The sequence below is a fragment of the Pseudomonas sp. P5_A2_2 genome, assembly GCF_054177685.1.
In genome coordinates this window covers 1-12,190 of sequence record NZ_JBGCUL010000010.1, presented here as the reverse complement: position 1 = coordinate 12,190, position 12,190 = coordinate 1, and the positions used below count along the sequence as shown (strand labels likewise).

12 protein-coding genes are annotated in these 12,190 nt (G+C 56.5%); 9 read left to right on the top strand and 3 right to left on the bottom strand.

Features of this window, described 5'->3' with window-relative positions; genetic code table 11:
• The first annotated feature begins 202 nt into the window (after nt 1-202).
• On the top strand, nt 203-1,081 hold the full coding sequence (locus ACXRVY_RS02795; RefSeq protein ID WP_223457436.1) for a hypothetical protein: 879 nt from the start codon (nt 203-205) through the stop codon (nt 1,079-1,081).
• A gap of 348 nt (nt 1,082-1,429) precedes the next feature.
• On the opposite strand, the gene ACXRVY_RS02790 is transcribed toward ACXRVY_RS02795, so the two are convergent.
• A complete protein-coding gene (locus tag ACXRVY_RS02790; protein ID WP_223457438.1) occupies nt 1,430-2,083 on the bottom strand; it encodes a hypothetical protein in 654 nt (217 codons plus the stop codon).
• Nucleotides 2,084-2,906: 823 nt separating this feature from the next.
• Here ACXRVY_RS02790 and ACXRVY_RS02785 point away from each other — a divergent pair.
• From ACXRVY_RS02785 to ACXRVY_RS02775, 3 genes are all read left to right on the top strand, one after another.
• On the top strand, nt 2,907-3,056 hold the full coding sequence (locus ACXRVY_RS02785) for a hypothetical protein (protein ID WP_223457441.1): 150 nt from the start codon (nt 2,907-2,909) through the stop codon (nt 3,054-3,056).
• A gap of 277 nt (nt 3,057-3,333) precedes the next feature.
• A complete protein-coding gene (locus ACXRVY_RS02780) occupies nt 3,334-4,158 on the top strand; it encodes an inositol monophosphatase family protein (protein ID WP_223457443.1) in 825 nt (274 codons plus the stop codon).
• 645 nt (nt 4,159-4,803) lie between these two features.
• Complete coding sequence (locus ACXRVY_RS02775) at nt 4,804-5,253, top strand: antitoxin Xre/MbcA/ParS toxin-binding domain-containing protein (RefSeq protein ID WP_223457445.1); 450 nt, start codon at nt 4,804-4,806, stop codon at nt 5,251-5,253.
• 139 nt (nt 5,254-5,392) lie between these two features.
• Here the strand turns inward: ACXRVY_RS02775 and ACXRVY_RS02770 are convergent, their stop codons facing one another.
• Nucleotides 5,393-6,343, bottom strand: coding sequence for a DNA-binding protein (locus ACXRVY_RS02770; RefSeq protein ID WP_458237007.1), 951 nt, complete (start codon nt 6,341-6,343; stop codon nt 5,393-5,395).
• Nucleotides 6,344-6,476: 133 nt separating this feature from the next.
• Here ACXRVY_RS02770 and ACXRVY_RS02765 point away from each other — a divergent pair, with 133 nt between their 5' ends.
• From ACXRVY_RS02765 to ACXRVY_RS02745, 5 genes are all read left to right on the top strand, one after another.
• Complete coding sequence (locus tag ACXRVY_RS02765) at nt 6,477-7,403, top strand: site-specific integrase (RefSeq protein ID WP_223457449.1); 927 nt, start codon at nt 6,477-6,479, stop codon at nt 7,401-7,403.
• Between the two features lie 333 nt (nt 7,404-7,736).
• Nucleotides 7,737-7,955, top strand: a complete 219-nt coding sequence (locus ACXRVY_RS02760) for a BPSL0761 family protein (protein WP_223457451.1) — start codon at nt 7,737-7,739, stop codon at nt 7,953-7,955.
• 188 nt (nt 7,956-8,143) lie between these two features.
• Nucleotides 8,144-8,680, top strand: coding sequence for an antitoxin Xre/MbcA/ParS toxin-binding domain-containing protein (locus tag ACXRVY_RS02755; protein ID WP_223457454.1), 537 nt, complete (start codon nt 8,144-8,146; stop codon nt 8,678-8,680).
• A gap of 431 nt (nt 8,681-9,111) precedes the next feature.
• Nucleotides 9,112-10,500, top strand: coding sequence for an MFS transporter (locus ACXRVY_RS02750; RefSeq protein WP_458237006.1), 1,389 nt, complete (start codon nt 9,112-9,114; stop codon nt 10,498-10,500).
• Between the two features lie 82 nt (nt 10,501-10,582).
• The gene (locus ACXRVY_RS02745) at nt 10,583-11,803 is read left to right on the top strand and encodes an alpha/beta fold hydrolase (RefSeq protein WP_458237005.1); all 1,221 of its coding nucleotides are present in this window, start codon (nt 10,583-10,585) and stop codon (nt 11,801-11,803) included.
• A gap of 52 nt (nt 11,804-11,855) precedes the next feature.
• Here ACXRVY_RS02745 and ACXRVY_RS02740 read toward each other — a convergent pair.
• Nucleotides 11,856-12,190 (bottom strand): hypothetical protein (locus tag ACXRVY_RS02740; protein WP_458237004.1); only part of this gene is annotated, 335 nt, incomplete at its 5' end.

Sequence of the window (12,190 nt, the reverse complement as noted above, 5' to 3'; positions counted from 1 at the left end):
GAATTTCACGTAATAACAAAGCAGGCTTTAAAGAGAGGTGTTGAAAAAATTTAATATTATCAATCGGTTATATTTCTATCAGGGCTTGAATATTTCGCATAGGATTTCTCTATTAATATTTTCGACAGGGGCATGGCGTATCCTAGCGTTGTAGCTCAACTACAATTTAGGTAGTAGCACTACAGATTGTTCGAGGTGTGATATGCCAGCTCGCCGGGAGCCGTATATCAGCATCGCCAAACTTCGTGGTATGGCCTTTGCGATTTCAACTGCACAGGCTATAGGTTGCGAATGTACCGGCGCGGCGGTCGCCGCCTCGCTGGCTAAGCAGGACATCACGTTGCTTGCTGACGCCGCGGTACCGCAAGAGCTACGTAGAGCATGGCGACGTCGTTTTGAGGGGGCGGAGGCGAGTGTGGCCATACGCAAGAACTTGTACGAAGTTTACCCCGCCCTGCGCATGGTTTATGACAATGTGCTGTGGTCGGCGTTGGATCCTCATTTGCGGGTGGATCAAACTGAGGCACAACTGTTTGCCTTACGCCTGAACGGTCGACCGTTGCCTGGCTATTCTCCAACAACACTCAGAGCCCTATGTGGGTGCCCATGCTGGCAGCGACTAGGCATCTTGATTATGTTGCTCCGCAGTCTAGATAACCGCTTCTATCTGGAGCGGCTATGGTTGCAACGAAAGTTTACTCACTATTGCGTGCTGGCCTGTGCGAGGCCGATTCACCGTCGCTTTGCTCAGCTGCTCTACCCATTGATAAACGAGCTACTTTGCTCCGGCCAGTTGGGTCAGATTTATGCTTGGCCAAGGGATCTGACGGCATTTGAGCAACGTGTAAGTGACCAAGCAAAACTGGGACAGTGTCTTATCGAGCGTGGGTGGGTTCGATGCTGGGATGAGCGCTGCGTACTGTGGCTTTGGGTGCTCGGCGAACCCCGGCAGGGCATGTTGATTCGAGAATTACTTGCCGCACCTGTAGAGCAGGAGGTAGAACGGCCCAGGCGAATTTATACGCGCACGGGCCGCGTATTACGCCAGCAAGCAGACCTGCGATTGACCTTCGCTACTTGAGGGTCGTCGCATCAGATGCATTTCATGTCGGGGTGGCATATCTTCGGATTGCGACTCAGCTTGCAAGAGCAGGGTCTGCAGATGGTCACGCAAATCGTTTTGCAGTTATTGCATTTGCAAGTCGTGGGTGGTGACGGCTTTTGTCCTCGCGTTGCCGCAGGCGTTTTTGTCTGTATTGGTCCAGCGCCTCGCGAGCGAGCCAATGTTTTTCTTTGCAATTGGATTTGGTTCTCCCGCTGCTGCAACATGTGTTGCACACTCCGCCACAACAGACAAATGCGTTCGGCCGGGTGGATCGACTACGCGGCCATAACGCACCTGCTTACCTCGTACCCGATTGTGAGGCTATCAACCAGGTAGTTGCCACGCCACCTCTTCCTGCGCTGCACTGTGCACATGATCCGGTAACGTTCGCAGCAGGTCTTGCGGACGCTTGCCTCCCAAGAAGTGATTGCTTGATGCGAACCAGAACGCCATCCCCCAACAGTCCTTTTTTGCGCTTAGCACTTTGACTACCGCGCCGAATTCGGTGGTGGGGTGCTGCTTCGTTGGGTCGCCAAACGCGAACGCTGGAAAGTAATCCTGGCTCTGGTCGCTCAATTTGATGATACGGCCTTCGCGCAGCCATTCCGCTAGTCCTGCCGCGAGTGCGGCAGGCGAGAGCCCTGTGAGTTGGGCTAAGCCCGCCGAAGTTACCCACTCACCGCCTTGCAGGATCAATTGCTGCGCCTCCGCCAGCATGGCCGCCTCCCTGAATAACGTGTGCGGGTTCAGTGTGCCGGGAGCGCTGAGGCCCGAGGCAGGCTCCTCTGAATCGGCCGCGGCCATGGGCAGTGCGCCGAGAAATACACGGTTCAAGATCTCGAGGCAGTCGAGGTATACGTTTGTCGCGCTCCCGCTCATTGCCGGCAGTTCGATGTGGAGGTGAATGCTATCTGCCTTTTTAGACGTCGGTGTGTGTCCCTCTGAACCGCGGTAGACCTCGATTTTCTTGGTTGCCATGTTACCTCCTTGAACGCCGGCATTAAGGGCTTGCCGACCGTAACGATAAGCCTTTTAGCCGTGCACGGGGTGTTGGCGCTGACGCAAGGTCGACCAAGGGCAAAGCCGCCCCGGAATGCGTCAATCGATGTTACTGCCTCAGCCGCCATAATGGTGTTTTTGTCTCTGTCCAACTGACGTCGTTTAATATCGATCTGGGCGCACGCGTCCGCTAACGCCGGCGCGCTGATCTGCCGGCCGGTTGTTCCGATCTGCGAACGTACATACCATTTGTCGCATCGAGCTCCTMTCGCTTGGCAACTTTGCTGGCGCAGGGGGGTGACGACCAAGTGTGCGTCCGGGGGATTGGGCTGTAGTGGGGCAGGGCCAAGCGGTTTTTTTTGCTCAAGGAGAAGCGAAAATAAGTGAAGACCTTCAGTCTTACGAGCGTTGCTCGCTGGCCTGTATGCCCTGCAGTTACCGGAGCGTGGTCAGAACAACAGGTGAAATAACACCGGAAGGGTGTAGCGCTTTCTAACCGGTGCGTGCGTCGTAAATTCACCGAGCGAGAGCGGGCGATTCAGGGTCATGATCGTCCGAAACGCTTGCGGGCTACCAGCCGCGCGGCAATCCGACCATCGTGCAACCTAACTCTTCGTTCAGCTAATGCCTAGGATTTTAGGCGCAGCGACAGGCTTAACCCAGTAGCGCCTAGAATCCTGGACGTTATTAACTTGTGAACTCGTTGTCGCCAACCCAAGTGTTGAGGTGGCGTGCATGCGTTGAGGTCGCAGCATGGCGTGAAAAGGCTACGCTATATCGAGATACAGTCAGGGTATCGGCCATGCGTACCACCTACAGCAAAAGCCAGGATCGCCGGCGGATGCGTCGTCTGCTGGTGTTAGTTGCGCAAGGGCATGCTTTCGTCATCACCCAGCATGGCAAAGCGGCTTGTTTACTGGTCCAGGTCGAGGCACAAGGGCGTACACATTGAACAGTGACTCGACAATCCTCACCCCTCGAAGAGGTTGTATCTTGATGTCAACGCAACCCTTTCGCAGCGGTTACGCTGGCCAGGTAACAGCATTCAGTCCAGGCGTAGATGGAGGGCGAGGCCCATTGTCGTCCTGCGGCAAGTGGCGCGCACGAGTTTTGAGCGATGCTGTTGCCCGTCTGACTGACAGCTGATTAGACGGCTGAGGGGCTACTCGCTTCGCGCCTCAGTCGAGGTCCCTCGTATTACCCCATCCAACTTCAAGGCATCCCATTTCGTGCAAAAGATCAACCTTGAACCGCTGCTCACCCAGACCATTGAGATCGTTATTCGCGCCGGCGAGCTGCTGATTGCCGAGTGGGCGAGTGTGGACGGGCCACGGGGTCAAGGTGACAAGGCCGCCGTAGACGAAGAGATCGAACAGTTTTTGCGTCCGCATCTGCTGCAGCTTTTCCCTTGCGACTTCTGGGGAGAGGAAACCGGGCATCGTCTAACCGGCCATCCATGGTGCTGGGTCGTTGACCCGAACGACGGGACCACGGACTTCCTCAAAGGGCTCAAAGGCTCAGCCCTGTCCATCGGTCTGTTGCACAAACAAACGCCGGTATTAGGTGTGGTATATGCCCCCGTCACCGTTGAGGGCGCCCCTGATTGCATTGCTTGGGCAGAAGGCATGGCCGAGGTGAGCCGCAACGGACAATCGGTGCTGTCACAGCTTTCTACCAAAACCTTGTCGAGCGGCGAGTTCGTGATGGTCAGTGCCGCTGCAATCTACAAGCCTGAGCTCAACAGAGCCCTCTGCCAACCCAGCACCTTTGTCGCAATGCCATCCATTGCCTATAGGCTCGCCAAAGTCGCCGCCGGTGAGGGGGTCTGTGGCATCTCGCTTTATCCAGTTTCTGCACATGACGTTGTCGCAGGCCACGCACTTTTAAGAGGAGCTGGCGGCGTTTTACTCGATGAGCGTGGGCAAACGATTACCTATGTAACTGAAGACAATATGCAAACGGTTTCACAACGCTGCTTCGGTGGTGCAGTGTCGGCGTGCCGGATCCTGCTCGTCCGAGAATGGGGTCGCATTTTCACGGACGTCTCCAACTGAGAGCAGTTGTCGGACTCAATTCGAGCAACCCGCATCGTCATCTCATTGGCCGCTAACTGCGCACAGTCCGACGGGTGCTAAATTGGCAACTCTGGACTTGCATTTTTCATCCTGTTTTTAAACATGGAGCTTCAGGTCCGAAGCGGGCGTCTAAGAGATGCGCGGCCCACCCTGAACAGATAGTGCGTGATATCTTTTGGACGACGGGAGTAGAGACTGCAGAAATCCAAGGCACTCCGCTCATTGCTTCACGTCTGCCAGGGCATAGACATGCGTGACTCACTACGAGAGCCGTGATGAAAGGTAAGCGCAAAGTCAAAACGTACCAATGGCTCCTCGCTGAGCAGTTTCAGCTCGAAGCCCAAGCAGCGCTCAGGGCGCGCACCTGTGCAAGTCGATTCTTGGACATCGCACTGTCGGCGGGTAGAGACATGGAACCGGTCGGATTGCTGGCAGGTAACCGGACTGCCACATCGACCTGAATTCACCCCCTTAGGCAGCCAGCAAAAGACGTTTACCAATTAAAAGGGGCCCCGGTCTGAGCATTAGAAAAGGTGACCACCGTGGATTTCCGACCACCCCATCTTCACACTGAGTGAAGATAGCCGAAGCTTTAAGCGCGATGCCAAACTCAAAAGGCGAATCATGTTTGCTGAAGTCATGCGCAATGATGTTTACCGAGCCTACCGGGTCCGGCTGGAAATGTTTTTACCTATTCCCACCGATGCCTCTGACCTGGACATCCATGCGTTGATCGAGGCGGGGTTCTCGCCGGGGAGTATTAAGACGCTCTGCGACTTGGGGGTATTCAGCCCTGACGCGTGCAACCACATCATTTCGCTCAAGGCCCTTAAAACCCGCTTGACTCACGGTCAGCGCCTGAGCGTGGCTGAGAGTGATCGCCTGTTTCGTCTTGCGCATATCACGGCCATGGCCCAGACGGTCTTTGGGGACACCCACAAAGCCCAGCGATGGCTGAGCAAATCCAAGGCGCGCTTTTCAGGTGAAAATCCCATTGCACTGCTCTCCACCAGCCCGGGCACTCGCTTGGTTGAAGAATTGTTGATTGAGGTCGCAGAGGGATTGGCGTTTTAACGGTGTTGCTTGTCAGAGCTTTTACAGGGGGGCACAGGACCCGCCTTGGTAGCAACACCGCATGCGCCTAATCTCCGGCGCCAACCTATTTTTCGATAACAATCTTGTAGGCACCGGCTTCCGAGCGAAACCTCCGGTCCTAGCCGGGGGGCGTCAATTGGCGCAGGAGAGTTTGCAGCGTTTCAATCTGGCGTGCCTGCTCCCGCAACTGCCGGCGGTTTTCGCGGTGTTGAAGCAGGTACGGTTTGACCCGTTCCCGTAATACGGCGTACTCGGTCTGCATTTGTTGCAGCTTGATCGCCAGTACGTCGTGGGCCTGTTGGGTATCGCTCAGGGTCTGGGTTTGTTGACGAAATTGTGCGTGCAGTACCCGATGCTCATTGCGCAAGCGTTCCTGCTCACGGTACACCTGGACCAGTTCCTCCTGTTTGGCCAGTTGCACGTTCTGCAAGGACCGCAGTTCCTGGCGCAGCTGATTGGTCTGCTCGTCGTGCCGGCGCAGCTCTTGCCCGCGCTGAGTCAGTTGTTCCTGTCGATAGTGCTCAAGTCCCTCTCGGGCATGCTGATGTTTGTCCTCCAGTGATTGCAGCTGCTGGGCCCGCTCTTCAAGGATCTGTTGCTGCCCTGCCACTAGCTGTCGCAGTTGTTGGCGTTCGCCCTCGCTGTCTTGTAATTGCTCGCGCAGCCCACGTTCGCGCTGCCGCTGCTGTTCCAGCTCGTCGGTGAGGAGGGTGATGGTGGTCAGCGATTGCTCCAATCGTTCGCGTAGCTGCGCGTGCGCCTGTGCATAGCTGGCCTGCTGCTGCGCGAGGTGCTCTTGCTCGTCAGCGACGGCGTCACGCGCCTCCTGGGTTAATTGCTCGGCTAGACTGCTCACCAAGGTGGTCAATTTTTCATTGAGGGTGGGCGACGGCCCGAGGTTGGCGGYCTGACTGCTGTTGAGTTCCTTCAGGTAGCGCTGAATGGTGCTTTTCGAGCCGGTATTGCCGAGCTCAACGCGGACCAGGTCGATGCTCGGATGCAGCCCACGCCCTAACAAGGCATCACGCGCGGCGTGCACCAAAGCTTTGTTGATACCRCCACGGGCCATGTCAGGAGCTCCTGTAGGATTTCCGGCTCTTAAGCAGTATGACGCATGCCATTTGACTTGCCTGGTTTCTGATCAAGACGACAATCTGTTTAGTCCACACCGGTACAAGCCCGCCGGGCGAGGAGGGTAGGGGATGACCACTGCCGCGGAGCGGTACCTGCAGGCGGCGCGGCGGGAAAGCACCACGCGCCGCTACGAACAGGCCGTGGCGCATTTTGAGGTGGGCTGGGGTGGGTTTCTCCCAGCGTCGAGTGACAGCATTGTGCGTTATCTGGCTGAGCACGCTGAAGCCCTGTCGATCAGCACCTTGCGCGGCCACCTGGCGGCCTTGGCGCGTTGGCATCTGAAGCATGGTTTTGTCGACCCAACCAAAGCCCCGCAAGTGCGCGACGTGTTGCGCGGTATTCAGGCGCTGCACCCGCGGCAGGTCCGGCAAGCCGAACCGTTGCAACTGCGCGAACTGGAGCAGTGCGTGGCTGCATTACAAGTCGAGGCAGCGTCGCCGGACGTGGCCGTGCGCCTGCGCGCCTGTCGCGATCAGGCCTTGCTGCTCCTGGGTTTTTGGCGTGCGTTTCGCAGTGATGACCTGTGCCGCCTGCGCATTGAAGCCAATCAGCTCGTGCCGGGCGAAGGGCTGAGTCTGTTCCTCGCCAGCAGCAAGTCCGACCGTGAGCATCAGGGCCGCAGCGTCAGTGTGCCGGCATTAAAACGCCTGTGTCCGGTTCAGGCATATGAGGAGTGGCTGAGCCTCAGTCAATTGCAGCAGGGGCCGGTGTTTTGTGCCATCGATCGCTGGGGCCACCTGTCCACCGAGGCCCTGCACCCGTACAGCGTGGCGCGGGTGGTGCGCCGGGCTTTGACCCGCGGCGGCGTCGCCGGGGAGCGCTACAGCGGGCATTCCTTGCGCCGCGGTTTTGCTACCTGGGCCACGCGTAACCAATGGAGCACCAAGGCGTTGATGGAGTATGTCGGCTGGCGTGACGTGCACAGCGCCCTGCGCTACGTGGAGGCCGACGCGCCGTTCGGTGACTGGCGGCGTCATCCGGATGAGTCAAAATGACTGCGTCGCGACGATTTCGTAGTGAGCTACGGACTACGTTATTACAGCTGTACAACCAGGCTAATTCACCCTTGAAGTAAGCGATTCCACAGGTATGAGAAACCAAGATTCTCAAACCTGATCGCGGTTTTGGTGCGCAGAGGCTCGAGTGGCGGTACGCCGAGGCGGCGAGGGGCGTGATTCACGAACAGCCCGGGCGGATCCCGGCGATAGAGTCCATGGGCGGTCTTGGTTTGGGTGTAGGCTGTAGGTGATTGACCGGGCAGAAAAGTCGGCAGACGCCATCAAACTCAGCGCGGCGGGACCGTGCACGGTGTGTGCGAGGAGAAGAACATGACGATGCCGAACGAGCGCACGCGCGCACTCATCCAGACACGAGACTTTCTGGTCGAGCTTGCAGAAGATTCCGCGCTTTCAGCGTCCATGCGACGTCAGGCCCGCCAGCTGTTACGGCATTATCCCCATGCAAACGAGATCCTGCGGGCCGGGCAGCTCGAAGAGCGAAGGGGCGACCGACTGACCGAGCCCTTCCTGAGCTCCAGCATCGATTGACCGCCGTGGCCACTCATCATCAGCCCTAAGCAGCTGATCCTGGTCTGTGGATACGTAGAGGGGAAAGGGCTCCATCGCCTTATCGACCTAGGGCGTTATGGAATTCCACTGGCGCTCAATGGCGCTTCCGGTTAGACAGGCGTTAGCTCATATTCCATTGGATGGGACATCATTGGGAGGAAGTGTTAATGAGCACTTCAACTGCGACTCGACGTCCGGCAAAAAAGAAAGCTGTGTCCCGAGAGGAGGGCATCGCGGCCTTTTGGCGATTCAGTTCCCATCGAGAGTCGCTGACGGATGCGCGGAGGCTGCACCAAATAAAAGTAGGGTTGCCCGCCGACCTCATCCAGGTGGTTCGTTTGGCCTTCAACCTTCAGGACCGCCACCTGGAAACGCTGCTCAATGCATCAATTTCGACCCTTGAAAGACGACGGCGAGCGCAAAAGAACCTTGATCCTGTCGCCTCCGAACGTGTGGACCGAATTGCTACGCTCAGTCACTTGGCCGAGAGGATCGTTGAAAGCCAAGCGGCTGCCACCCAGTGGATGTCGGCACCGAATAAAGCGCTCGGTGGGACGGCACCGATCATGCTCTGCGAAACCGAGATCGGCGCTAAATGTTTCCGTCGACGCATTATTGACCCGGGTGCCGACACTACGCTGACCCAACCCCGCAGTCTGAAAAGCAAAATGCAACAACGAGTTCGGGGTTCGAAACAGGGTTAATGAAATTCCGGTACGTGGGTCAAAGGTGTATCGGCTGCAACAACCGGGGCAACGGGGCGACCGGATATCAGCGTAAATGGTGACTGGAGGGACTTGCCGACTCGACGCAACATGCCTCTCGGCTTTTGCGTTAACGCACTTTGCGAAAGCTAATCCTAATCGCGGTGGAGCTGCTCTTGAACTGTGCTCAGGCGCAATTGGCACGCTGGCCTCATCAAGCAAATCTCGTTCGCCCACTACCTGTGCCTAAAATTCAAAGCAGGTGTGCTTTTCTAGCTATATCCATCAAATCTTGTCGAGCCGTAATCTTGGGCACGGTRCTTTCCAACGCTTTTAGTGTCCGGCAACCACCTGCAAACCCGACGATGCGCGTGCTCTGCACTGATCATCAGTCGGGACAATAAAAATAATACTCAGCGGGAGACAATCCTATGGGACTCGCTCAAGAAAAAGTTGGTGCCGTTGCGTCGTTCACACTGGTTTCCAAAGGCGCTGGAGCCGCCTCGTGGGGAGCAATGGCCTTGCTCTGGCTTGTCTATGCCATGGACGCTAACTCACGTCAGATGTTCTTCATGGTGTTGCCCTCGATCACGAGCGAATTCAAAACCAGTGCAGAACTGACGGGGCTGCTCGCAGCGTTCATCACCATCGCAACGTCCTTGATCGCCGTGYCTTGCATGATCTGGGCGGATAAAGGCGGGCAGGGCTGGATGCGCAAGTATCGTCACCTGCCGATCGTAGTTGCCTACACACTGTTCACCTTTTTGACAGGGCTGAACTTCCTGACCGCATCATTGGGCATGCTCGTGGCCTTGCAGGTGATTTCCCACGCCTTCGGTGGTGCCGGTGAAGCTATCGAAGTCACCTCCTTGTCCGAGTGGTGGTCTCGCGAGCGGCGCGGTTTTGCATTGGGTCTGCATCACACGGGTTATCCGTGGGGTACGCTGATTGGAGGCCTGGCGATCAGTGCATTGCTGAACGCCTACGGTCCTGAAAACTGGCGCCTGGCTTTTCTGCTGTTCCCAGTACCGATGATCATCATCTTCTCCATCTATTGGTGGTTCTGCACCAAAAAGCGCTACGAGTCCTTTGTTGATCATGTGCGTGATGCAGGTGAAACCGTTCCGGCACTGAGCGCAGCGCAAGGGACTGTCGTTGCTCCCGAAGGTGCTTTTCGCTCCGCAATCCGCAATCCGAATATCAGCACCATCGCGCTGGTCTCGATGCTCGCTATCGTCGGTTATTTCGGGATCAGTTTCTGGTTGCMGCAATACCTGGCGTTCGTGGCCCATTACAACTTCGCCGAGGCGGCAGCCTATTCGGTGCTGTTCACCATCACCGGAGGGCTCGGGCAAATAGCCTGGGGCTGGATCTCGGATCGGCTGGGTCGCAAGTTGTGCCTGATCGTCGTGTTCGCCTGGCTGGCAATCGGTATGTACCTTTTCAAGTTCTCGTCAGTGAGCCTGACCTGGCTGATCTGCATCCAACTGTTTGCCGGGTTTGCGATGAATGCGCCCTACACGCTGCTGTATGCGATTGCCTTTGACTCGGCCAAGCCTGGCACCACCGGCATTGCGGGCTCCATTGTTAACGTGGGTATTTACGCAGGCGGCTTCGGTCCCTTCGTGATCGGCATGTTCATTGGCGCCGGTGGTGGATTCGATCAAGTGTCCGGCTACAACTACGCCCTGTATTTCATTTCCGGGCTGATGATTGTTGCTGCGCTCGTGACGGCCTTCTTCACTCGCGAAACCACCGGGTGGTTCCTCAAGCACGACAAAGCGTTGGTTTCCAAAGCGTCTTGCAACATGGCGAGCTGAGATCGTCGAACAAACTCAATACGTCACGCCTGCAATCTATAAAAAATCCCTCGTGGGATGTCCAATGTCAGGAGAAATTACAATGTCACTCATCAAAGACAGTCAGTGGTTGAATCAATTTGCCGAAGAGCTCAACAGCGATGCTGACTGGACAGCTGCAGCGCGCTATTTCGATGGTCGGATCCAGTTTAAGCACGACAGCGGTTTTTCCACTTTGGCGGTTCTCTGCGGCAAGGTAGTAGCCGTTTTTCCTGAAGGTAGCCCGTTGGGCGCAGACATCGTCGTATCCGGTCCGGATGAAGAGTGGCAGCGCGTTCTGGAAGGCAAGATCGATTGGTTCGAGGCCCTCTCGCCAGGATTGGGCAAGCTTGAGCTAGAAGGGAATGTTGTCGCTGCCTGGCAGTACGTAGATGTAATGGCCCGGGCATTTGATGCCATGAAGCGTGTAGGCAAGGCAAAAGTAGAAAGCACCGTTTCCTGGTCCCCCGTCCCCAAACCGTCGGGCAAGGAAACCACAGGGCACTACATTACTGTTGATGGCATCCGCGTGTATTACGAGGAGGCTGGGCAGGGCCATCCCATCGTCTGCTTCCATGCCGCGTCCCAGGACTCGCTCATGTATCGCCATGTACTTGACGGCCTTTCCGATGAGTTTCGGGTGATTGCAATCGATGCACCCGGACATTCAAAGTCGGAGCCCCCGGCTTCCGGTCCGTTCCATAGCCTGACACGCCACGCCGAGTTCAACGAGCGGTTGATGCAGGCCCTGGGTCTGGAACGTCCAGCGATCATCGGATGTTCCATGGGGGGCAACCKTGTGTTGGAACTGGGGGCCCGTAAACCCGACGCCTACAGCGCGATCATTTCAGCCGAAGGTGCGGATTACACGCCAACAGTTTCGGATTTCTTTCTCGACATGCTGCTGATGAATGGTACGCAAATCATTGGTGCATGGTCGCGCTCGATGACTGGCTATCGGACTCCGCCCGACCGCGCTCAAGAAGTTGTTTGGCAGATTTCCCGCACGACGCCGCAAGTCATGCGCGGCGACCTGACAGGCTACGCCAATTTTGACCAGCGCTCCCAGGTGGGCAAAATCAAGGCGCCGGTGATGCTGCTCCGCGGTGATGCTGATTGGTTGGTCTACCAGGAAAAAGTCGAAGAAACGGCATCAAGAATTCCCGGCAGCAAGATTGCAGTGCTTGCAGGCACGGGTCACTACCCAATGACTGAGAACCCTCTTGAGTTCTGTGACACCGTCCGAAGCTTCCTGCATGAAGCAGGGCTTGGAAATGCTGGCTGACACGCTCGACGTCCAAAGATAACCGGGGTGGCTGCGACGATAAGCAGCCCTCTCACTTAATAAAAAATAAATGAGCTGTGGTGCGCGCACTGCCTTGTTCGCTCATTTGAAAGGCTTGTCTTTGAGGAGAATCAACATGCTGTCGGGCGCCAATTCGCAAGGTAAAAATATTCAGGTCAATGGCACGACACTTTGGGTCGAAGATACAGGTGAGACCCATCTTCCAGTCGTTCTTTGTCTTCACTCCTGCTTTCTCGACGGGACTATGTTTGACGGTCTGGTGCAGGCTGCAGCCGGAAAATTTCGGGTCATACGGCCAGATTTCCGGGGGCAGGGCAAAAGCGCACTGGATGATGTCGACATCATCACCATGGATCAGTGTGCTGA

Bases quoted from the DNA above. Each gene is read 5' to 3' on its own strand.
- ACXRVY_RS02795 (WP_223457436.1), top strand. From the start codon at position 203: ATGCCAGCTCGCCGGGAGCCGTATATCAGCATCGCCAAACTTCGTGGT.
- ACXRVY_RS02790 (WP_223457438.1), bottom strand. From the start codon at position 2,083: ATGGCAACCAAGAAAATCGAGGTCTACCGCGGTTCAGAGGGACACACA.
- ACXRVY_RS02785 (WP_223457441.1), top strand. From the start codon at position 2,907: ATGCGTACCACCTACAGCAAAAGCCAGGATCGCCGGCGGATGCGTCGT.
- ACXRVY_RS02775 (WP_223457445.1), top strand. From the start codon at position 4,804: ATGTTTGCTGAAGTCATGCGCAATGATGTTTACCGAGCCTACCGGGTC.
- ACXRVY_RS02765 (WP_223457449.1), top strand. From the start codon at position 6,477: ATGACCACTGCCGCGGAGCGGTACCTGCAGGCGGCGCGGCGGGAAAGC.
- ACXRVY_RS02760 (WP_223457451.1), top strand. From the start codon at position 7,737: ATGACGATGCCGAACGAGCGCACGCGCGCACTCATCCAGACACGAGAC.
- ACXRVY_RS02755 (WP_223457454.1), top strand. From the start codon at position 8,144: ATGAGCACTTCAACTGCGACTCGACGTCCGGCAAAAAAGAAAGCTGTG.